The organism is Bradyrhizobium jicamae (genome assembly GCF_018130695.1).
GTDB lineage: Bacteria > Pseudomonadota > Alphaproteobacteria > Rhizobiales > Xanthobacteraceae > Bradyrhizobium > Bradyrhizobium jicamae_B.
This window is the reverse complement of sequence record NZ_JAFCJX010000004.1, coordinates 176376-197807: the sequence shown is the minus strand read 5'-3', so window position 1 is coordinate 197807 and position 21432 is coordinate 176376. Positions and strand designations below refer to the sequence as shown.

The following is a 21432-nucleotide window of genomic DNA, read 5'->3' as shown; positions in this document are numbered from 1 at the left end:
CCGAGTTGACCATCAAGGGCAAGGCCTACATCGCGGGGATCTATGAGCATCCCACCCGGCATGCTCCAGACAAATCCATCGCGCAGCTCCACGCCGAGGTCGCCAAGGGCGCGATCGAGGACGCGGGGCTCAGCAAGGACGATATCGACGGCTATTTCCTGTCCGGCGATGCGCCGGGCGGGACCTGGCCGATGGTCGACTACCTCGGCCTGAAGGTGCGCCATATCGACAGCACCGATACCGGCGGAAGCTCCTACATCATCCAGCTCGGCCACGCAGCCGAAGCGATCGCCGCCGGCAAATGCTCGGTCGCCCTGATCACGCTGGCCGGTAAGCCGCGTACCAGTCATACGCCACCTCGCGCACCGGGCGCAGAAGCTGACTTCGAAACAGCCTATGGCGCAACCACGCACAACGCATATGGCATGTGCGCCATGCGCCACATGCACGATTACGGCACCACTTCCGAGCAGCTCGCCTGGATCAAGGTCGCGGCCTCTCACCATGCACAATACAATCCGCATGCGATGCTGAAGGAGGTCGTCACCGTCGAGGACGTTGTCAACTCTCCGATGATCTCCGATCCGCTGCACCGGCTCGATTGCTGCGTCGTCACCGATGGTGGCGGCGCGTTGATCGTGACGTCACCGGAGATCGCCAAGAGCCTGAAGAAGCCGCTGGTCCGGCTGATCGGTCACAGCGAGGCGATGAAAGGTCCGAACAGCGGCAGGAATCTCGACCTCACCTATTCCGCCGGCGTCTGGTCCGGCCCACGCGCCTTCGAGGAAGCCGGCGTGACGCCAAGGGACATCAAATACGCCTCGATTTATGACAGCTTCACCATCACCGTCTTGATGCAGCTGGAGGATCTCGGCTTTTGCAAGAAGGGCGAAGGCGGAAGATTCGTGGCCGACGGCAATCTCATCTCCGGTGTCGGCAAGCTGCCGTTCAACACCGATGGCGGCGGTCTGTGCAGCAACCACCCCGTCAACCGTGGCGGCATGACCAAGATCATCGAGGCCGTGCGCCAACTGCGCGGCGAAGCGCATCCGAAAGTGCAGGTCAGGAACTGCGATCTTGCCATCGCCCACGGCACCGGCGGGCTGCTTGGCGTGCGCCACGCCGCATCGACAGCCATCCTGGAGCGCGTGCAATGAGCGAGAAAGTCTATCCGGCTCCCGTGATCAACCCCGAGACCGCGCCGTTCTGGGACGCGGCGAAAGCCGGCAAGCTGATGATCAAACGCTGCACCGCTTGCGGCGAGGCGCACTATTTTCCGCGTTCGATCTGCCCGTTCTGCTTCTCCGATCAGACCGTCTGGGAAGAGAGCTCGGGCGAGGCCACGATCTATACGTTCAGCCTGATGCGGAAATCACCGACCGGACCGTACGCGATCGCGTATGTGACGCTGAGGGAAGGTCCCTCGCTGCAGACGAATATCGTCGATTGCGATCTGGGGCAGCTGAAGATCGGCCAAGAAGTGAAGCTGGTGTGGAAACAAACAAGCGGCGCGCCGCTTCCCTTCTTCACGCCGGCCTAGAGGGTACCTTCTCCCCTTGGAGAGGGCACGAAAAAGAGCGCCTTCGCTTGCGGAGCTCATCTCCGAAGATGAGCTGCATGCCGGTCAACCAATGATCTCATCCCGGCGCAATGCGGCGATGCTCTCCGCGGATAGCCCCATCTCCCTCAACACATCATCCGTATGCTGCCCCAGCATCGGCGGTGGCAGGCCGGGCTCCCGCTCCGCGCCCACGAATGTCACGGGGTGGCCGACGCAGTTCAAGCGACCGGCGGCGGGATGATCGTACTGCATGATCAACCTGTCCGCCTTGGTGTGCGGATGCTCCAGCAGCTGGGCAAGCGTGTTAATCGGCGAGCAAGGTATGCCGACCTCATTCAACGCGTCGTTCCACGCGGCAACGGTCCGCGTCGCGATGATCGCCTGCACGTAATGCAACGTTTCGGCACGGTGCCTGACCCGCTCCGCATTGGACCGGAACTTGGGATCGTCCACGATCGCGTTCAACCCCGCAACCGCACAGAATTTGCGCCAGAGATTGTCGTTGGCGACACCGACCATGATCGGTCCGTCCGCGGCTTCGAACGCCTGATAGGGACAGAGCGACTCGTGGCTGGAACCGCATTTGGGCGGCTGCGTTCCGCGTTGCCAATAGGTCTGCAGATTGTAGCCGAGCAAGCCGAGCGCGGTATCGAACAGCGACACCTGGATCGCCCCACCCTTACCCGACTTCTCCCGTGCCAGCAGGCCGGCCAGAATGCCGCTGAAGGCGTGCACCCCGGTCATCTGGTCGATCGGCGAGATCGGGCTGCGGATATAACCGCCGCCCTCGTCGCCGGTCATCGACATGATGCCGCCGAAGGCCTGCAGGATCACGTCATAGCCGGGCGAGTTCTTGAGCGGTCCGGTCCGGCCGAAACCGGAGATGCTGCAATGGACGAGCCGGCTGTTAAGTGAGCAGAGTGTCTCGGCATCGATGCCCAGCCGTTCAGCCACACCCGTGCCGAAACTCTCGATGGCGACGTCGACGGATTTCGCCAATTCGTGCACGAGCTTTCGCCCCTTGTCCGACTTCATGTTGATTGCAATGCTGCGTTTGTTGCGATTGGCGCTCAGGAACACGGTACCCAAGCCGGGTGCTGGAAACGGCGGCCATCCCCGCGTCTCGTCGCCCTGCCCCACCGCCTCGACCTTGATGATCTCGGCGCCGAGGTCGCCGAGGTATTGCGCGCAGAGCGGGCCGGCCAAGACCTTCGAGAGATCGAGAACCTTGATGCCATCGAGCGGTTTTGACACGGCGTGTCTCCTTGATCGGCTAGTTCAGTCCGGCGGCAAATAATCCACCGAGATAGGCCGGAAAACCTTGCTGCGTAACGAGGACGTAATCGGCAGCGCGCCGCTCCGCCTCGTCAAGCTCGGAACGCCAGGTCGCGGCTGCGGCATCCGCTTCCGCAAGCCGCGCTCGCAGCAATTCCTTGCCCCAGGTCCTGGGCTCGTCATCATGCCAGTAGACGTCGCCGGCGATCCGGCCGTCGAAGCTCGCCTTGCGCTGTCCATCGACCCGAAAGCCCGCCCGTGCAAAGGCATCACCAAGCTCCTGTCCCGGCTCGGCCTCCGCACGGAGTGCATGCGAGACGGCGCCGACAGCCTGCATGATCCCTGAATCGAGCCCCTTCTTCTTCAGCCGCTCATAGTCGAGCCTGCCGAGAAACAGCGTCCGGATCATGTTGCGCGGCTCCCGGCGCTGGATCAGCTTTGCAAAGATCTGCATCTCGGCCCGAATCGCCGTGTCGAAATCCTGGGGGAGTCCCTGCACAACGCAATCGAGAATCGCTGACGGCGCGGGATAATGTCCGAGGGTTTCGGCAAGCATTTTGGTCCGGCATGTGTCGATCTCGCCCGCGATGCGCTGCGCGGCCGCCGGCCGCCAATTGGGGCGGTCCCAGGGCTGCGTGGACACGGGACAGGACAGCACCCAATTTTCTGCCGCGGCAATCTCCTCGCCTGGCGTCACCAGTTCGTGCGCGAGGCCTGCCGCGACCGCCGCTTGGCCACCGATCCGCGCGCCGTCAAGTAGCACCGGAAGCGCCGCGTCGATACCAATCAGCCGCGGCAAGCGCTGGGTTCCGCCGCCGCCCGGCAACAATCCGACCAGTGACTCCGGCAATCCAAATGTGGCCTGCGGTCGATCCGCGAGTACCCTGTGATGAGCCGCAAGCGCGAATTCACAACCACCTCCCAGCGCAAGACCGCCGACCGCGACGGAAATGGGCTTGCCTGCCGTCTCGAGCTTGCGCAAACCGTGGCTCAGGCGGAAGAAATGGTCGAAGGCCAAACGGTCGCGCTCGCCTGACGGCGCGGCCATGATCATGTCATACGCGGTCTCCAGTTCGGCCAGATCCGCGCCGGCGCAAAACGCCGTGGACTTGCCGGAGCTGATGACGACGCCCGCCACATCGCTCTGCTTGAGCCAGTCGGCGAACAGGTCGAGCTCTTCAATCGCCGCGTTCGAGAACACGTTCATCGAACGGCCGGGCATATCGAAGATCAGGTGCAGGACGCCGTTCCCCGACTGCTCCATGCGAAACTGCTTCAGCTCCGGTCCGATCGGCATCATTGGCCCCTTGATTACAGTTCGTTGGTGTACGATCACGCTTGCACTGGTCCCGTTTCGGGTTGTATACCCAATCCAAATACTGTACACTAGCACACTAAATCAGACGAGAAGCGTTTTGACAATGATCGAGCGTACGATCTTTCGCGAAGAGCATGAGATTTTCCGGCAGACGGTCCGGCACTTCGTCGACCGCGAGATCGTGCCCTTCCACGCCCAGTGGGAAGAAGACGGCATTGTTCCGCGGGAATTGTGGCTGAAGGCCGGTGCTGCCGGCCTGCTCTGCTGCACCGTGCCCGAAGAATACGGCGGCATGGGCCTCGATTACCTCTTTGACGTCGTCGTGTTCGAGGAACTCTGGCGGGCCGGCGCGAGCGGCCCTGGCTTTCTCATCCACACCGACCTCGTCGCCACCTATCTGCTATCGTTCGGCAGCGAGGCGCAGAAGCGCAAATGGCTGCCGAAGATGGTGTCGGGCGAAGCCATCGGTTCGCTCGGCATGACGGAACCCCATGCCGGCAGCGATCTCAAGGCAATCCGCACCCGCGCAACGCGCGACGGCGATAACTTCGTCATCAACGGCCAGAAGGTCTTCATCTCCAACGGCCAGCTCTGCGACTTCATCGTGCTGGCGACCAAGACCGACGGCCAGGCCGGCGCCAAGGGCGTCACCCTGTTCATCGTCGAGAGCAACCGAGAGGGCTTCAAGCGCGGCCGCAATCTCGAAAAACTCGGCATGAGGGCGCAAGACACCTCCGAACTGTTCTTCGACCATGTCCGCATTCCCGCCAGCAACATGCTCGGCGCGGAAGGCAGGGGCTTTGCACAGATGATGACAAAGCTGTCGCAGGAACGCCTTGCGCAGGCCATTCGCTCCGCAACGGTCACGGAAACCGTGATCGACTGGACGCTGCAATATACCGCCGAGCGTAGCGCGTTCGGCCAGAAACTCGCGGACTTCCAGAACACCCAGTTCAAGCTCGCGGAGCTGAAGACCAAAGCAACCGTTGCGCGCGTCTTCACCGACAAATGCATTGCACTGTTCATGGAAGGCAAGCTCGATCCCGTCGATGCAGCCATGGCAAAGATGTTCACCTCCGAGTTGCACTGCGAAACGGTCGACGAATGCCTACAGCTGTTCGGCGGCTGGGGCTATATGTGGGAATATCCGATCGCAAGGGCTTACGCCGATGCCCGGGTGGTGAAGATCGCCGGCGGCTCGATCGAGATCATGAAAACGATCATCGCCCGGCAGATGTATTCACAGCGCGGCTTCGACATCCAGAAGAACGGGTCGGCGTCATAGCCTTCCGACTTCCGACCATCGAAGACCAACGGCAAAGCGAAAGAACGACAAACGACAAGGGAGATCAGCGTTGAAGGGCCTATCTGGAAAGGTTGCCGTCGTGACCGGCGGCGGACAGGGCATCGGACGAGGACTGACGCTGCGGCTGGCCGAGGAAGGCTGCAAGGTCGCAATCTTCGACATCAACCCACAGGGCGGTGAAGAGACAGCAAAACTCGCACCACAGGCCGTCATCAAGACCTACGGGGTCGACGTTGGTGATGCCGCCTCGGTCGAGGCAGCCGTTGCCAAGGTGGAAGCTGAGCTCGGTCCGATCTGGGTGCTGGTCAACAACGCCGGCTGGGACCGCCCGATGCCGTTCCTGAAGACCGACAAGGAGCTTTGGGACAAGATCATCCGGATCAACCTCTATGGTCCGCTCAACACCCACAAGGCGATCGCGCCTCTGATGGCCGAGCGCGGCGGCGGCCGCATCATCAACATCGCTTCCGATGCCGCCCGCGTCGGCACCAGCGATGAGGCCGTCTACTCCGCTTGCAAGGGCGGGCTGATCTCCTTCACCAAATCGCTCGCGCGCGAGCTCGCGCGCAAGAACGTGCTCGTCAACGCCGTCTGCCCCGGCCCAACCAACACGCCGATGATGGCGGCCGTACTTGGCGAAGGCGAGCATGCCGTGAAATGGAAGGACGCCATGGTCCGCGGCATTCCACTGAAGCGGATGGGCGAACCGGACGATTACGGCGGGATCGTTGCCATGCTTGCATCCGACGACGGAAAATTCATCACCGGACAAACCATTTCCGTCTCCGGCGGAATGAACATGATCTAAGCGCGCAAGGAAACGCCAAGAAAACGCCGAGGAAAACACCATGACCGACCCCAAGCAATTCACCGACGTCATCTATGAAGTCCGCGATCGCGCCGCCTGGATCATCATCAATCGGCCGAAGGTCTACAACGCGTTCCGCGCGCGCACGCTGGATGAACTCATCCACGCCTTCCAGCTCGCCGGCAACGATCGCAACGTCGCAAGCATCGTGCTGACCGGCGCGGGCGAAAAGGCGTTCTGCACCGGCGGCGATCAGTCCGCGCATGAGGGCCAGTATGACGGCCGCGGCGTGGTCGGCCTCCCGATCGACGAAATCCAGGGCTTGATCCGCGATGTGCCGAAGCCGGTGATCGCACGCGTCAACGGCTTTGCGATCGGCGGCGGCAACGTGCTCGCCACGCTATGCGACCTGACCATCGCCGCCGAGCACGCGCAGTTCGGGCAGGTCGGTCCCAAGGTCGGCTCGGTCGATGCTGGCTGGGGCACGGCGTTCCTGGCGCGTCACGTCGGCGACAAGAAGGCCCGCGAAATCTGGTTCCTCAATGAGCGCTACACTGCCGAGCAGGCATGCGAGATGGGCCTCGTCAACAAGGTCGTCCCCATGGCGCAGCTCGACGCCGCCGTGAAGGAATGGACCGACAAGCTCGCGCAGCGGTCGCCGACCGCGATTGCGCTGGCCAAGCGCTCCTTCAACGCCGATTCCGACAACATCCGCGGCATCAGCAATTTCGCGCTGCACGCGGTCAAACTGTTCTACGACACGGCGGAGTCAAAGGAAGGCGTCAACGCTTTCAACGAAAAGCGCGAGCCGGACTTCCACAAGTTCACACGCTGAGTGGCCACGCCATGGCGCCCCACAAGGTCATCATCTCCTGCGCAGTTACGGGATCGATCCATACGCCGTCGATGTCACCGCATTTGCCGGTGACGCCGGCGGAGATCGCCGAGTCCGCGCTCGGTGCCGCCGCGGCGGGGGCTGCAATCGTGCATTTGCACGCGCGCAATCCTCTCGACGGACGGCCTGATCAGTCGCCGGAGGCGTTTGAGCCATTTCTGCGGGTGATCAAGCAGAGTTCAAACGTCGTGGTGAATCTCACGACCGGCGGTTCCCCCTACATGACCGTCGAGGAGCGCGTCCGTCCGGCGGCAACCTGGAAGCCGGAGGTCGCAAGCCTCAACATGGGCTCGATGAATTTCGGCCTGTTCCCGATGCTGAAGCGCTACAAATCGTTCAAGCACGACTGGGAGCCGCAGATGCTGGAGGGCTCCCACGACCTCGTCTTCCGCAACTCCTTCAAGGATATCCGTTACGCACTGGAGACGCTGAACGGAACGGGCGCGCGCTACGAGTTCGAATGCTACGACACCAGCCATCTCTATAATCTGCATTACTTCTGGACCGAAGGGCTGGTGAAGGCGCCGCTGTTCATCCAGACCTGCTTCGGCCTGCTCGGCGGCATCGGCTCGCATCCGGACGATGTCATGCACATGAAGCGCACGGCCGATCGCCTGTTCGGCGACAACTACTGCTGGTCCGTGCTCGGCGCCGGCCGCGCCCAGATGCAGGTTGCCGCGATGGCGGCGGCGATGGGCGGCAATGTCCGCGTCGGGCTGGAAGACAGTCTGTGGATCGGCGCCGGCCGTCTTGCGGAAACCAATGCGGCGCAGGTGACGCAAGTGCGCAAGATCATCGAGGGCCTCGGGCTCGAGATCGCGAGTCCCGAGGAAGCCCGCGACATCCTTAAGCTCAAAGGTGGCGACAAGGTCGCCTTCTAACAGACGGTCCGACGAAATGCTGCCAAACCGCGCGGTCTACGACGAAGAGCACACCCTCCTGCGCGACAGCGTCCGCCGCTTCGCTGCGGCCAAGATCGCGCCGCATTTCCAGGGATGGGAGAAAGCCGGGATCATCGATCGGGCGCTGTGGCCTGCGGCCGGTGATGCCGGCCTGCTCTGCCCACAGGTGCCCGAGCAATATGGCGGGATCGGCGGCGACTTCCGTCACAACGCCGTCGTCATCGAGGAGCTCGCCTATTCCGGCTTCGCGGGTCCTGCGACCGACTTCTCTGTTCATAACGACGTCTGTTGCGGTTATCTCCTGAGCTACGGCACGGAGGAGCAGAAGAAGAAGTGGCTGCCGCGCATGGTCTCTGGCGAGACCGTTTGCGCGATCGCGATGACCGAGCCCGGCACCGGCAGCGATTTGCAGGGCATCCGCACCCGCGCCGTGCGCGACGGCGACGACTTCGTCATCTCCGGCCAGAAGACCTTCATCTCGAACGGCCAGATGTGCGATCTCGTCATTGCCGTGACACGCACCAATCCGGATGGCGGTTCGCGCGGCATGAGCCTGATCCTGGTCGAAACCGATCGCTCGGGCTTCCGGCACGGCCGCAACCTCGACAAGCTCGGCCACCTCTCCTCCGATACGTCGGAGCTGTTCTTCGATCAGGTCCGCGTTCCCGTCAGCAACCTGCTGGGCTCCCAAGGCGGGGCGATGGGCGCATTGATGAGCGAGCTGCCGCAGGAGCGGCTGACGATCGCGCTTCACTCCATCGCGTCGGCGCAGAAGGCGTTCGACATCACCAAGGCCTATGTCCTGGAGCGCAAGGCGTTTGGTCAGGCCGTCGGAACGTTTCAGAACACCCGTTTCAAGCTGGCCGATCTGAAATCAGACCTTCAGGTCGGCTGGGCCTATGTCGACCAGTGCCTGGCCCAGCATATCCGCGGTGAGCTCACGACCTATGCCGCTTCGACTGCAAAGCTCTGGACCACCGAGATGCACGGGCGTCTCGTCGACCAGTGCCTGCAGTTCTTCGGCGGCTACGGTTTCATGCGCGAATACGAGATCTGCCGGCTTTTTGCGGATGCGCGCGTTCTGCGCATCTATGGCGGCACATCGGAGATCATGCGCGAGCTGATCTCGCGCAACCTTTGACGGGCTTCAATAGCTCTTCGGCAGATCGAGCACCTTCTCGGCAATGAAGCTCAGGATGAGTTGCTCGGTGATCGGCGCAAGGCGGGTGATCGAGACTTCGCGGAACAGCCGCTCGACGTGATACTCCTTGGCATAGCCAAAGCCGCCATGGGTCATGATGGCCTGCCAGGCTGCATCGTGGCCAGCACGCGCACCGAGCAATTTGGCGCTGTTGGCTTCCGCGCCGCAGGGTTTGCCGGCGTCGTAGAGCCAGGCCGCGCGCATCGCCATCAGCCACGCCGACTCCAGATACATCCACTTCTCAGCCAGCGGATGCTGGATCGCCTGGTTCTGGCCGATCGGACGATCAAAAACCACACGCTCCCTTGCGTAACGGGTCGCGCGGCGCAACGCATCCTGCCCGATACCGATCGCTTCGACCGCGATCAGGATGCGCTCCGGATTGAGGCTGTGCAGGATGTAGGAAAATCCCTTGCCTTCCTCGCCGATCCGGTCGGCCTCGGGGATGAACAGGCCGTCGATGAAGATCGCATTGGAGTCCACCGCCTTGCGCCCCATTTTCGGGATCCGCCGCACCTCGATCTTGGAGCGATCAAGGTCGGTGTAGAAGATGGTGATGCCGTCGGTCGGCCGCTTGCAGTCCTCGAATTTCGTGGTTCGCGTCAGCAGCATGATCTTGTTGCCGATCTGCGCGGTCGAGGTCCAGACCTTCTGGCCGTGGACGAGGTAACCGCCCGGCACCTTCTCGGCAAAGGTCTTGATGCGGGTGGTGTTGAGCCCGGCGTCCGGCTCGGTGAAGCCGAAGCAGCACTGGTCGTCGCCCGAAACCAGCCGCGGCACCCAGCGCCGCTTCTGGTCGTCGGTGCCCTTCACCACGATCGGATGCGGCCCGAACAGATTGATGTGCACGGCGGAGGCCGAGGTCATGCCGCCGCCATGGCTCGCCACCTCGTGCATCATGATCGCGGCTTCGGTGACGCCAAGGCCTGCGCCGCCATATTCCTCCGGCATGGTGATGCCGAGCCAGCCGGCATCCGCCATCGCGCGATGGAACTCGCGCGGAAATTCGCCATCCTCGTCACGGGCCAGCCAGTATTCATCGTCGAAGCGTGAGACCACGCCCCGAACACCCTCACGAATGGCAGCGTGATCCTCGGGCACGTCGAGCTGGTTGGCAAAGGATCTATCCATTCGAGCTCCCCTCCCCGATCGACGCCAGCGTGCGCCGCGCCGCGGTCAGATGCGGCATGTCGTACATCTTGCCGTCGATGCCGATCGTGCCGAGATCCGGATTCGCCGCGAACGCGGCCACGACGCGGCGCGCGTGCGCGATGTCTTCATCCGACGGCGTGAAGCATTCGTTGATGGTCGCGACCTGATCCGGATGGATCGCGATGCGGCCGACGAAACCGTCGCGGCGCGCGATCTTGCAGGTGTCAGCCAGCCCCTTCTGATCCCTGAAGTCGACATAGAGGGTTTCCAGCGCCGCGGCATCGGCAGCGCCCGCGGCAAACAGGCACTGCGCTCGCGCCACCTGATAAGGGAACGTCCAGCTTCCATCGGCCTCCCGCGGCGTCAGGGCGCCGAGCGCCGCGCTCAGATCCTCGCCACCCCAGGTCAATGCCACCAGTCGCTTGTGCTTGCGCGCATAGCCGCTGAAGCCGATCATCGCGGCGGGCGTCTCGGTTGCCACCGTCAGCAGCTTGACGTGACCGGGCGTCACGCCGTTTGCGACTTCCAGCACATCGACATAATGCGAGACCAGTTCGACATCCTCGATGCCGTTGACCTTGGGGATCAGGATGCCGTCGAGGCCGGGACGGACCACCGCCGCGAGGTCTTCCAGCGTCAGCCCGGTGCCGAACGGATTGATGCGGACCAGGAACGCCCAGTTTCGCGGCCCGCCGCCGAGCAATTCCTTGACGGCGTCGCGAGCAAAGGCCTTGCGGCCGGGCGCCACGGAGTCCTCGAGATCGAGGATCAGCGCGTCGGAACCGATTCCGTTGGCCTTGGCGAACTTGCGTTCGCTGTCGGCGGGCACAAAGAGCAGCGAGCGCAATTTCATGCCGGCCTCCGCATCATCAAGCCGTTCCTGCGGCAGTACACCACCTCTTCGTCACGCTGGTTGAAGCCGCGGTGCTCGAAGGTCACGATGCCCTGGGTCGGCCGCGACTTACTCTCGCGCACAGCGACGATCTTGGTCTCGGCGCGCAGCGTATCGCCGGCAAACACCGGCTTCGGGAACCGCGTGTCCTCCATGCCGAGATTGCCAACGGTGGTTCCGAGCGTCGTGTCCTGCACCGACAGGCCGATGATCAGCCCGAGCGTGAAGATCGAGTTCATCAGCGGCTTTCCAAACTCGGTGCTTGCCGCATAGTGATGATCGATATGCACCGCCGCCGGATTATAGGTCAGCGACGAGAACAGGATGTTGTCCATGTCAGTCACGGTGCGCCGAATCTCGTGGACGAAGGTCTGCCCGACCGAAAATTGCTCGAAGTAGAGCCCCGCCATCGCTTGCCTCTTCTGTTTTACAGGGTGACCTGGCAGCTTTCGACCCGCCGGACGTCCTTGTCTCCCGACCGATTTTTACCGTATAGTTATATCGTACACAAGCGTACCAATTTGAGGATCGTGCCATGACCATACATGAAAACCGGCAGGTGCGGCTGACGGCGCGGCCGCGTGGAATTCCGCAGGGCGAACACTTCTCGCTGGTCACGGAACCGATCGCCGCCCCCGGCAAGGGCGAGATCCTGATCGCAAATCGCTACCTCTCCGTCGATCCCGCGCAACGCGGATGGGCCAATGAGGAGGGAAATTACAGCGCACCGGTGCCGCTCGACACGCCGATGCGCGCGCTCGCGGTCGGCGAGATCATCGCGAGCAATGTTCCTGACTATCGTCCCGGCGAGCACGTCTATGGCTGGTTCGGCTGGCAGCGATATTGCCTCACGACGCCGGACGCTGTGCTGCGCCGCGTCGTTCCATCCAGCCTCCCGCTCAGCGCCAATCTGAGCGTGCTCGGCATGAACGGAATCACCGCCTATCTCGCCTTCCACGGCCTCGGCGATCCCAAGCCCGGCGAGCATGTGCTGGTGTCGACGGCGGCCGGCAGCGTCGGAAGTTTTGTCGGTCAGCTCGCAAAAATCGCGGGCTGCCGCGCGGTCGGGCTGACCGGTTCATCCAACAAGGCTGCGCACGCAAAGGCACGCTACGGGTACGCAGAGATGATCAACTATCGCGAGGCACCCGACCTCGGCGCGGCGATCCGTGCGGCCTGCCCTGACGGCAACGACATCTTCTTTGATAACACCGGTGGTTCGATCGCCGATGTCGCCATCCGCACCATGCGCCTGCGCGGACGCGTGATCCAGTGCGGCACGGCAGCCAATGCATCCTGGACCCCCGTCCCCACCGGCCCGCGTCCCGAGCGCGAAATTCTTACCCGCCGCCTGCGCTGGTCGGGCTTCATCATCTTCGATCATCTCGCCGAGTTCGAAACGGCGGCGGCGCGCCTCGCCGAGCTCACGTTGGCTGGCAGGATCGTTCACGACGAGGAGATCCTGCCGGGTCTGGAGCACGCTCCCGGCGCGATCGCGAGACTTTACCGCGGCGAGAACCAAGGCAAGCTGATCATCGCGGTCGACTGAACGCGGCCGGCTACGCGCTGGCCTTGCGCTTCATCACTTCGGGCAGCTTCACGCGATGGAAGCCTTCGAAGGGCGTGCTGCGGCTATGCGGCTCGAGCTTCCAGGTGGTGCGCGCATTCGGCGTTCCGCCGTCGACGCGCAGACAAGAACCAGTGATGTAGGCCGCTGCCGGCGACAGTAGATAGGTGATGGCGGCCGAAATTTCGGCTTCCGTGCCGAACCGCTGCAGCGGCACGCGTTCGGTGAAGTCGTGGAGCTTCTTCTGCATCTCCGGCGTATAGGTATCGAAGCCGCTGGAGACGATGCCGCCGGGCGCCACCGCATTGACGCGCACGCCCGAGGCCGACCATTCGCAGGCCGCCGTCTCGGTGAGGGTCAACATGCCGCCGCGGGCTGCGGCCGAATGGCCGAACTCGGGCCAGCCGTGCCAGATGTCGGCGATGATGTTGACGATCGCGCCGCCATTGGCCTCCATCCAGCGGTTGTAGACCTCGCGCATGAAGATGAAGCCGCCGGTCAGATTGTTGCGCACGACAGCCTCAAACCCCTTGGTCGAGATCGCCTTCAATGGTGCACGAAATTGCCCGCCGGCATTGTTGACCAGACCGTCGATCCGGCCATAGCACGCCAGCACCGCGTCGACAGCGCCGACCACCATCGTCTCATCGCGGATGTCGCAGGCATGGCTCATCGCCTGGCCGCCATCCTCCTCAATCTCGCGCTGCACCTCGACGAGCTTCGCCATCGTCCGGCCGAGGATCGCGACATTGGCGCCGAGCGCGGCGAGCTCATGGGCGGTGCAGCGCCCGATGCCGCTGCCGCCGCCGGTCACGATGATGGTCTGCCCCTTGAACAGATCCGGCCTGAACACGGATTGATATGGCATGCGTGCTGCTCCCTGAAGGTCTTGGCGCAAGCGGCGGCGACCTTCCTTCGACGGCCTCGACGAGCATTGCGCGTCGCGATAGTACACTATATTACTATATGCCATCAAGGACGTTGACCGATAGGAGCGCAGCCGTGACGCAAACGACCACCATCACGATCGAGAGCAAGGGCGCGATCGATATCCTGACCTTGAACCGCCCTGCCGAGCTCAACGCCGTTTCGCCCGACATGATCGCGGAACTCACCGCTTATCTCTCCGCCCTGCACGATCGGCCGACCACGCGCGTCGTGGTCCTACGCGGCAACGGGCCGCAATTTTCCGCCGGCGCCGAGCTCGGCTCTGATGCCTTCGCCGTGCCCGGCAAGGGCCGGCCGCAGCGCCAGCTCAAGATGCAGCAGAACTACTCCGGCGTGATCCGCCTGATGCGATCCTGTCCGCAGCCGATCATCGGCCTCGCCCATGGCGCGGCCTGCGGCGCCGGCTTTTCCTTCCTGCTCGCCTGCGACGTCCGCTTTGCCGCACCGGATGCGAGGATGAACGCCGCCTATATCAAGATCGGTGTCGGCGGCTGCGACATGGGCTCGGGCTACCTGCTGCCGCGCCTGGTCGGCCTCTCTGTGGCCTCGGAATTTCTGCTCACGGGACGCTTCATCAAGGCCGATCGCGCCAAAGCAATCGGACTTGTCAGCGACATCGTGCCGGGTGACGATTTGCTCAGAAGGGGGCTCGCATTCGCCGAGGACATGCTGCTTGTGTCGCCGATGGGACTTCGCATGACCAAACAGGCGCTCAACACGTTGATCGACGCGCCGAGCCTCGATGCGGCGCTGATGATGGAGGACCGCCAACAAGTCATCCTGCTGGAGACACACGACCATGCGGAAGCCGTCGCCGCGTTTCGTGAGCGACGGGATCCGACCTACGGCGACCAGTGAGCTATTTGGCGTCGGCAAACGCGACAGCCATCTCGCGCAGCTTGAACTTCTGGATCTTTCCGCTCGCCGTGCGCGGCAACTCGGCGACGATCTCCACCCGTTCCGGCCAAAACTGCTTGGCCATCTTCGCCTCGCCGAGATAAGTCTGCACCGCTGCGAGATCGATCGTGCTCCCGCTCCGGGGCACGATGAAGGCGCAGCCGCGCTCGCCGAGACGCGCGTCCGGAAATCCGACCACCGCGACACCGGACACCGCGGGATGCTTGTAGAGCAGGTTCTCGATCTCGACGACCGGCACATTCTCGCCGCCCCGGATCAGGATGTCCTTCACGCGACCGGAGATACGGATGTAGCCATCCCCGTCCATGTAGGCGAGATCGCCGGAATCGAACCAGCCGTCGCGATCGAAAGTCTGCAGCTCCGGCCGCCTGTAGTATCCCTTGAACATCTGGGCGCCACGCACCAAAAGTCGGCCTGACTCGCCTGCCCGCATCGGCCTGCCGTCGGTATCGACGATCCTGACCTCCATCCCCTCCAGCGCGCGGCCATCTGTGCTCGCCGATTTCCCGGCGGCACGCGACGGCTCCGTCAGCGTGCCCGACAGCACTTCCGTCATGCCCCAGAGCGAGCAGACCGTCAGGCCGAGTTCCTCGGCCGCGCGTTCGATCAGGACCGACGGGATAGGCGCGCCGCCGCACAGGAAGGAGCGCAGGCTCTTCGGATGCGGCGCACCAGCCCTCACGGCTTCGCAGATGTCGCTGAGGAACGGGGTGGATGCCGCGGTGTAGGTCACGCCTTCACCTGCTATCAGGTTGACGCCGCGCTTGGCTTCCCAGACATCCTGAAGGATCATCGTGCCGCCGAGATAGACCGAAAGCAGCACGATCGCAGCATAGCCCGTCATGTGGCCAACCGGCGATGCCACCAGCAGCACATCGCTCGCGTCCAATCCAAACCGACCCGACAGCGCCTTGCAGCAGGCGATCAGCGAGTTCGAGGTGTGCATGACGCCCTTGGGCTCGCCGGTCGTACCCGACGTGAACATCAGCACCGCCATGTCGTCCGGACGCAGGCCGGGCGGAAGCCTGGAAGGCTCCGACGATAGCAGCATGCGCTCGAAGCCGGTCTCGCCGTCACCGTCGGCCACGATCACGTGCTTGAGATGCGGCAGCTCGGCACGCATGCCCTCTGCCATCGCGGCATAGTCGAAACCGCGATAGCTCTTCGGCACGATGAAGACCTTCGCCTCGCAGAAGTTCAGGATGTAGAGCAGTTCGCGCTCGCGCAGGATCGGCATCACCGGGTTCATGACAGCGCCGATCTTGCTGCAGGCGAACGCCGTGACCACGAACTCCCACCAGTTCGGCAATTGCACCGTGACGACGTCGCCACTGTTGACGCCGAGCCGCCGCAACGAACTGGCAGCGCGATTGGCAAGATCGTTCAACTCCCTGTAGGAGAAGCGCGGCGCCTGGTCGCGATCCGCCCGATCCGCGACGATAGCAACCTTGTCGGGCGTTCTCGCAACCGCTTCGCTCAGCAACTGGTCGACGGTCTTGTCGAGCCAGTAGCCGGCTTCGCGAAAGCTCGCGTGGGACGTGTCTCGTAGGGCGGCGGCCACGGTCATTTCTCCCTCCTCTCGTGTCGTGCATCGTCCGGCTTCGCCGCCGGATTAATTGGTTTATGTGTGTACGTTATTGCAGAGTACGAGTGACTGCCAAGATTGTCGCTTCACGTCGCGTCGCGGGTCATTTTCCCGAGAACACCGGCTTGCGCTTCTCGACGAAAGCGCGGACACCTTCCTGCGCATCCGCCGTGCGTGAAATCGCGGCAAGCGTCTGCGCTTCCTCCTCGAGCTGGCTTTCGAAGGACCGATCATTGGTTTGAGAAAACAGCCTCTTGATCGCGCCGAACGCCTCGGTCGGACCGGCGGCGAGCTCCATTGCAATCCGCGTCGCCTCCGTCTGCACCGCGCTGTCGGCAACGACGACGTCGACGAGCCCGAACGACAGCGCTGTGGCGGCATCGAAGGTCTCACCGAGCAGGAAGAAGCGTCTGGCGCGGCCCACACCGATCCGGCGGGTTACCGTGGTCGTCGATCCGCTGTCCGGGCTGAATCCGATCCTGGAGAATGCCGCGGAGATCTTCGCCGATTCCGCCATCACGATGAGATCAGCGGCGGCCATCAGCGAGACGCTGCCGCCCGCGATATTGCCGTGGACGGCGGCGACGACGGGCGCGCGCATCCGCACCATCCTGGCGATCGCAACATGAATGTCGGCGGTCCAGGCCTTGATCGTTCCCGGCAGCGCCTCGCCCTGCTTGACCAGCGCCATCAGGTCGCCGCCGACGCTGAACAGTCGCCCGCGCGCAGAGAGCAGCACCGCGCGGACGTCGGAGCGTTCGCTCAATTCGGCAATCGCCAGAGCGAACTCGCGACAAAAGTCCCCGTCGATCGGATTCCCGCGGGAGGGTTGATTGAGGATGATATGGGCGAGACCATTGTCGATCGCGCATTCAAAGCTCTTGGTCGATATCGCCAATCCCATCAGCTCTCTCCCTTCGAGGCGCTTGCAACGCGTCCACCTGCCAATGCTCAGATCGACCGCGCCTGCTTTTCCTTTTGCACCGAGGCCTGGATCACCTCGCGCGCCCGCTGCCAGTCGGCCGGCGACAGCTTTGAAAGCCCGGCAAACGTGCTGGGCGCGGCCAGATGGTGACCGCCGTCGATGCTGATCGTATCCCCGGTGATGTAGCTGCAGCCGTCCGACATCAGGAAGATCAGGAGATTGCGCAGTTCGTCCATCTTGCCGAAGCGGCGCAACGGCACCTCGTCGGCCTGCGTCGCGCCGACGCCGGTCTCCGCCAGCGGGTTGAGCTTGTCCCAGGCGCCTTCGGTCGGAAACGGCCCGGGTGCGATCGCGTTGACGCGGATGTTCTTCGGGCCCCACTCGACCGCGAGTGACATCGTCATGGCATGCACCGCCGCCTTCGCCATCGCTGCCGGCACCACATAGGCCGACCCGGTCCACACCCAGGTCACGAGATTGCTGATGATGACGCCCGGCAGGTTGGCTGCGATCCAGCGCTTGCCGCAGGCAAGCGAGGCGTAGAACGAGCCGTCCATCACGGTGGAGCGAACCGCCTCATAGCCGCGCGGCGACAGAGTTTCGGTCGGCGCCAGAAAATTCGCGCCGGCATTGTTGACGAGGCCGGTGAGCGGACCTTCCGCCCAGATGCTCTCCATCATCGCCTCGATGCTGTCGGGATCGCGTACATTGGCGAGCAATGCGGACGCCTGCCCCTTCGACCGCGTGCGGATGTCCTGCGCGGCCTGGTCGAGCACCTCCTTGCGCCGGCCGCAGATGTAGACGTGGGCGCCGTGCGCGGCGAAGCCGACCGCCATCTCCTTGCCGAGCCCGGTCCCTCCGCCGGTAATCAGGATGCGCTTTCCCTTGAGCACCGCGGCGTCGAACATGGGTGGCTCCCGTCCCTGTGGCTGATCTGGCTGCGCCGGCCTTGCTTACGCCGGCAGCGTCGACGATATTAATACACTAGCGTACTTCTTTTGTAAATCGGCCGACGCGAGCCTGATCCGGGGCATTGTGCCTCTTCCATGGCCTTCCCTTTAAAATACGCTGGTGTATGGTATTTGTGAACCGCCGGCCCGACTCGGGGCCTTGAAGGGAAGCATCAATGGTTGAACAGCCCGATTGGGATCTCCGTCTTGGATATTTGATCCACGACGTATCGCGGCTCAGGAGGATGATGTTCGACCGCGCGCTGGCACCGCTTGGCATCACCCGTTCGCAATGGTGGGTGCTGGCCTTCATCTCGCGCAAGGACGGCCTGCCGCAGACCCAGCTCGCCAATGAACTCGACGTCGGCAAGGTCGCTGTCGGCGCCCTGATCGACCGGCTCGAGGCCTCCGGCTTCGTCCTCCGTCAAGCCGATCCGGTCGATCGGCGCGTCAAGCGCGTCTATGTCACCAAGCAGGCGCGTGGGTTCTTGGAAAAGCTGCGGAAGGAAACCGACAAGTTCAACGCTAGGATCGTCAACGGTATCGACCGCAAGCAGCTCGAGGCGGCGTCCGACGCGCTGCTCGCCATGAAGCACAATCTCCTCGCCATGTCTGATGGCGCGGTCCCTGGTGGCGCCGACGACGAAGAGGAAGAAGCTCAGCCCGCCAAGGCTAAGAAGAAGAAGCGAGCGGCGGCCTAAGGCTTGACCGTCCACTTCAAATGCACTCCGGGGGAAGTTTCGCAAAAGTTACGAGACGATGTCGCGTCCCCAGATATCCGCGTTGGGACGCGCCTTGCGCAGCATGTCCAGCACCTGCGGGCCGAGTTCGTTCGGATCATCAACCGGATCGATGCCGGGGCCGGCGTGCCAGCCCTCGGCGACCTTCAGAATTCCATCACCCGCTTCGAACACGCGACCCGTCACCTCGGCCGATTCCTCGCTCGCAAGCCAGACCACGATCGGCGCGACCCAGCGCGGATTCCGCCGCTTGATCTCTTCCTCGGTGCGTTCGCGCAGTCCTTCGGTCATCCTTGTCTGCGCGCGCGGCGCAATCGCATTCACCGTGATTCCGTACTGCCGAAGCTCCATGGCACTGATGATCGTGAATGCAGCGATGCCGGCCTTGGCGGCGCCGTAGTTGCACTGGCCGACATTGCCGAAGATCCCGGAGGCCGACGACGTGTTGATCAGGCGGGCACTCACCGGCTTGCCCTGCGTCTTCGATTCCTGACGCCAATACAGAGCGGCATGGTGCGACGGCGCGAAGGTGCCCTTGAGATGCACCTTGATCACCGCGTCCCATTCCGCCTCGCTCATGTTGACCATCATGCGGTCGCGCAGGATGCCGGCATTGTTGATAAGCACGTCGAGCCGGCCAAACGTATCGACGGCGGCGTCGATCAGCGCCTTGGCACCGGCCCAGTCGCTGACGTCGTTGCCGTTGACGATGGCCTCGCCACCGGCACGCTTGATGTCATCGACGACCTGCTGGGCCGGCGAAAGATCGGCGCCCTCACCTGCCGCGGTGCTGCCGAGATCATTCACCACGACCTTGGCGCCTTGCCCAGCCAGCATCAGCGCATATTCACGCCCGAGTCCGCGGCCGCCTCCGGTCACGATCGCGACGCGCCCGGCACATAGTCGTCCCATCTCTCGTCTCCCTCTAATTTTTCACGTCGCTGCTCATGACGTCGCCGAACAGATGCCAGGTGGTGCCCTCGAAGCGCATCAACTGCCACTGCTTGACCGGAGCAAAATCGTTCGGCGATGTATTCAGACGGATGCCGGGAAGCAGCATTCCGAGTTCGACGTCTTTCAAGTGGGACGCCTGCCGCATCACGTTCTCGCGCGTCAGATCGTCGCCGCACTGCTTCAAGAGATAGACCAGCGCCTGCGCCGTGTTGTAGCCGTTGACGATGAGCGTATCGCTGCGATCGGCGCCGGGAAAATAGCCGTCAAGGAATCCGTTGAGCGCCTTGAGCCCGGCATCGTCCTTCCAGGTCGGATCGTTCGGATCCTTGAAATAAGCCGCCGAAATCAGGCCCTGCGCGCGCTCGAACCCGGCGGGCTTGATCACGCTGCCGATCGACGCCGAGACATAGCTGAGAAAATGCAGCGGCTTCCAGCCGAGTTCCGACACCTTCTTGATCGCCTGCGCACCAAACTTTGGCGTCGCGACGTCGAACAGCACGTCGGCGCCGGTGGCCTTCAGCTTGACGAGGTGGGAGTCGATGGTCGGCTCCGACACGTCGAAGCCTTCCTCCGCGACGATCATGGAGGCGGCCTTGTCGCCGAGCCCCTGCTTGATCCCCTTGAGATAATCCTTCCCGAAATCATCGTTCTGGAACAAGATCGCGATCTTGGCCGCCGGCCGCTTCTTGAGCACGTATCGTGCGTAGATGAAACCTTCGGTCTCGTAACTCGGGGTAAATCCCATCGTCCAGGGGAAGTTCTGCGGATCGTTCCACTTGGCGGCGCCGCTCGATACGAAGAGTTGCGGCACCTTCCTTGTGTTCAGATATTTTTGCACGGCCGAGTTGGCCGCAGTCCCCATCGCATTGAAGACCAGCAACACCTCGTCGCTCTCGACCAACCGCCGCGTCTGCTCAACGGTCTTCGGCGGCGAATAGGCGTCATCATACGACAGGAAGACGATGCGCCGGCCGTTGATGCCGCCTTCCGCATTGACCTTGCGGAAATAGGCCTCCTCCGTCTTGGCGACCATGCTGAAGGCGGAAGCCGGGCCGCTATAGGGATTTGTGTTGCCGATCCTGATCTCGGTGTCACTGACGCCGGGGCCATATCTTTTCTCGCCGGCCAGCGCTTGCGTCGCAAGCAGACAGGCCACGGCGAGCGTCGCGGCGCCGCGAAGCAAGGTCACTGCGAACGATCCTGCTGTGCGCCCGCGACGGTTTGTCTGGTCAGTCTCCGGGTCCACGGCGTCTCCCTGCCCGGCGGGTTCGATGCCGGCATTTTCTATTTCGTACACTTGTGTACTATATGATAAGACAGCATTGCAACCGCCCTTGAACCGCGATCTTGAAATCGCAGCCGGGTCGGTATCGGAGGACGCCATGAACCTCGAAGCCGTCAGGAACCTGCGTTTTGAGTCGGTCACGCAGAGCTACACCCGCCGCGACACGATGCTCTATGCGCTTGGCCTCGGTTACGGCTCCAATCCGCTGGACCGGCGCAGCTCGACTACGTCTACGAGGCAAATCTGAAGG

General features: G+C 63.1%; 22 protein-coding genes. 11 read left to right on the top strand and 11 right to left on the bottom strand.

The window, feature by feature from the left end; translation table 11 throughout:
• The first annotated feature begins 5 nt into the window (after positions 1–5).
• Both JQ604_RS07790 and JQ604_RS07785 read left to right on the top strand, forming a co-directional pair.
• Positions 6–1157 carry a thiolase domain-containing protein gene (locus tag JQ604_RS07790; protein WP_212355029.1) on the top strand — a complete coding sequence of 384 codons (1152 nt, stop codon included), beginning with the start codon at positions 6–8 and terminating at the stop codon, positions 1155–1157.
• Positions 1154–1540, top strand: a complete 387-nt coding sequence (locus JQ604_RS07785; protein ID WP_212355027.1) for a Zn-ribbon domain-containing OB-fold protein — start codon at positions 1154–1156, stop codon at positions 1538–1540. Before JQ604_RS07790 ends, JQ604_RS07785 begins: the two co-directional genes overlap by 4 nt.
• An 84-nt stretch (positions 1541–1624) precedes the next feature.
• On the opposite strand, the gene JQ604_RS07780 is transcribed toward JQ604_RS07785, so the two are convergent.
• Together JQ604_RS07780 and JQ604_RS07775 are read right to left on the bottom strand one after the other, a co-directional pair.
• Positions 1625–2815, bottom strand: a complete 1191-nt coding sequence (locus tag JQ604_RS07780) for a CaiB/BaiF CoA transferase family protein (RefSeq protein WP_212355025.1) — start codon at positions 2813–2815, stop codon at positions 1625–1627.
• A 19-nt stretch (positions 2816–2834) separates the two neighbouring features.
• Entirely contained in the window at positions 2835–4223 is a 1389-nt protein-coding gene (locus JQ604_RS07775; protein WP_212355023.1) for an enoyl-CoA hydratase-related protein, read from the bottom strand.
• A 34-nt stretch (positions 4224–4257) separates the two neighbouring features.
• Here JQ604_RS07775 and JQ604_RS07770 point away from each other — a divergent pair, with 34 nt between their 5' ends.
• From JQ604_RS07770 to JQ604_RS07750, 5 genes are all read left to right on the top strand, one after another.
• On the top strand, positions 4258–5439 hold the full coding sequence (locus tag JQ604_RS07770) for an acyl-CoA dehydrogenase family protein (protein WP_212355021.1): 1182 nt from the start codon (positions 4258–4260) through the stop codon (positions 5437–5439).
• Between the two features lie 70 nt (positions 5440–5509).
• A complete protein-coding gene (locus JQ604_RS07765) occupies positions 5510–6268 on the top strand; it encodes an SDR family oxidoreductase (protein WP_212355019.1) in 759 nt (252 codons plus the stop codon).
• Between the two features lie 40 nt (positions 6269–6308).
• On the top strand, positions 6309–7103 hold the full coding sequence (locus JQ604_RS07760) for an enoyl-CoA hydratase-related protein (RefSeq protein WP_212355017.1): 795 nt from the start codon (positions 6309–6311) through the stop codon (positions 7101–7103).
• An 11-nt stretch (positions 7104–7114) separates the two neighbouring features.
• The gene (locus JQ604_RS07755; protein ID WP_212355015.1) at positions 7115–8044 is read left to right on the top strand and encodes a 3-keto-5-aminohexanoate cleavage protein; all 930 of its coding nucleotides are present in this window, start codon (positions 7115–7117) and stop codon (positions 8042–8044) included.
• A 16-nt stretch (positions 8045–8060) separates the two neighbouring features.
• Positions 8061–9206 (top strand): acyl-CoA dehydrogenase family protein, encoded by a 1146-nt coding sequence (locus tag JQ604_RS07750; protein WP_212355013.1) that lies wholly within the window; start codon positions 8061–8063, stop codon positions 9204–9206.
• A gap of 6 nt (positions 9207–9212) precedes the next feature.
• On the opposite strand, the gene JQ604_RS07745 is transcribed toward JQ604_RS07750, so the two are convergent.
• Genes JQ604_RS07745 through JQ604_RS07735 form a run of 3 tightly spaced genes read right to left on the bottom strand, consistent with a single transcriptional unit; the run spans position 9213 to position 11720 of the window.
• Positions 9213–10397 carry an acyl-CoA dehydrogenase family protein gene (locus tag JQ604_RS07745; protein WP_212355011.1) on the bottom strand — a complete coding sequence of 395 codons (1185 nt, stop codon included), beginning with the start codon at positions 10395–10397 and terminating at the stop codon, positions 9213–9215.
• Positions 10390–11271 carry an HpcH/HpaI aldolase/citrate lyase family protein gene (locus tag JQ604_RS07740; RefSeq protein ID WP_212355009.1) on the bottom strand — a complete coding sequence of 294 codons (882 nt, stop codon included), beginning with the start codon at positions 11269–11271 and terminating at the stop codon, positions 10390–10392. The genes JQ604_RS07745 and JQ604_RS07740 overlap by 8 nt, the downstream gene beginning before the upstream one ends.
• The gene (locus JQ604_RS07735; protein WP_212355007.1) at positions 11268–11720 is read right to left on the bottom strand and encodes a MaoC family dehydratase; all 453 of its coding nucleotides are present in this window, start codon (positions 11718–11720) and stop codon (positions 11268–11270) included. The genes JQ604_RS07740 and JQ604_RS07735 overlap by 4 nt, the downstream gene beginning before the upstream one ends.
• A gap of 125 nt (positions 11721–11845) precedes the next feature.
• On the opposite strand from JQ604_RS07735, the gene JQ604_RS07730 reads away from it, so the two are divergent.
• A complete protein-coding gene (locus JQ604_RS07730) occupies positions 11846–12859 on the top strand; it encodes an NADP-dependent oxidoreductase (RefSeq protein WP_212355005.1) in 1014 nt (337 codons plus the stop codon).
• A gap of 10 nt (positions 12860–12869) precedes the next feature.
• On the opposite strand, the gene JQ604_RS07725 is transcribed toward JQ604_RS07730, so the two are convergent.
• A complete protein-coding gene (locus JQ604_RS07725; RefSeq protein WP_212355003.1) occupies positions 12870–13745 on the bottom strand; it encodes an SDR family oxidoreductase in 876 nt (291 codons plus the stop codon).
• A gap of 134 nt (positions 13746–13879) precedes the next feature.
• On the opposite strand from JQ604_RS07725, the gene JQ604_RS07720 reads away from it, so the two are divergent.
• Positions 13880–14683 (top strand): enoyl-CoA hydratase/isomerase family protein, encoded by an 804-nt coding sequence (locus JQ604_RS07720; RefSeq protein ID WP_212355001.1) that lies wholly within the window; start codon positions 13880–13882, stop codon positions 14681–14683.
• A 1-nt stretch (position 14684) separates the two neighbouring features.
• Here JQ604_RS07720 and JQ604_RS07715 read toward each other — a convergent pair whose 3' ends face one another.
• From JQ604_RS07715 to JQ604_RS07705, 3 genes are all read right to left on the bottom strand, one after another.
• Positions 14685–16310 (bottom strand): AMP-binding protein, encoded by a 1626-nt coding sequence (locus JQ604_RS07715; RefSeq protein WP_212354999.1) that lies wholly within the window; start codon positions 16308–16310, stop codon positions 14685–14687.
• Between the two features lie 121 nt (positions 16311–16431).
• Positions 16432–17232: an enoyl-CoA hydratase/isomerase family protein gene (locus tag JQ604_RS07710; protein ID WP_212354997.1), complete on the bottom strand. Its 801-nt coding sequence runs from the start codon at positions 17230–17232 to the stop codon at positions 16432–16434.
• 47 nt (positions 17233–17279) lie between these two features.
• Entirely contained in the window at positions 17280–18161 is an 882-nt protein-coding gene (locus JQ604_RS07705) for an SDR family oxidoreductase (protein ID WP_212354995.1), read from the bottom strand.
• Between the two features lie 218 nt (positions 18162–18379).
• Here JQ604_RS07705 and JQ604_RS07700 point away from each other — a divergent pair, with 218 nt between their 5' ends.
• Positions 18380–18904 (top strand): MarR family winged helix-turn-helix transcriptional regulator, encoded by a 525-nt coding sequence (locus JQ604_RS07700; protein ID WP_212354993.1) that lies wholly within the window; start codon positions 18380–18382, stop codon positions 18902–18904.
• Between the two features lie 48 nt (positions 18905–18952).
• Here the strand turns inward: JQ604_RS07700 and JQ604_RS07695 are convergent, their stop codons facing one another.
• Together JQ604_RS07695 and JQ604_RS07690 are read right to left on the bottom strand one after the other, a co-directional pair.
• Entirely contained in the window at positions 18953–19855 is a 903-nt protein-coding gene (locus JQ604_RS07695) for an SDR family oxidoreductase (RefSeq protein WP_212354991.1), read from the bottom strand.
• Positions 19856–19868: 13 nt separating this feature from the next.
• Positions 19869–21281 carry an ABC transporter substrate-binding protein gene (locus JQ604_RS07690; RefSeq protein WP_212354989.1) on the bottom strand — a complete coding sequence of 471 codons (1413 nt, stop codon included), beginning with the start codon at positions 21279–21281 and terminating at the stop codon, positions 19869–19871.
• Here JQ604_RS07690 and JQ604_RS41485 point away from each other — a divergent pair.
• The gene (locus JQ604_RS41485; protein ID WP_249158103.1) at positions 21280–21429 is read left to right on the top strand and encodes a hypothetical protein; all 150 of its coding nucleotides are present in this window, start codon (positions 21280–21282) and stop codon (positions 21427–21429) included. The two genes, JQ604_RS07690 and JQ604_RS41485, sit on opposite strands and share 2 nt — an antisense overlap.
• Positions 21430–21432 lie beyond the last annotated feature (3 nt).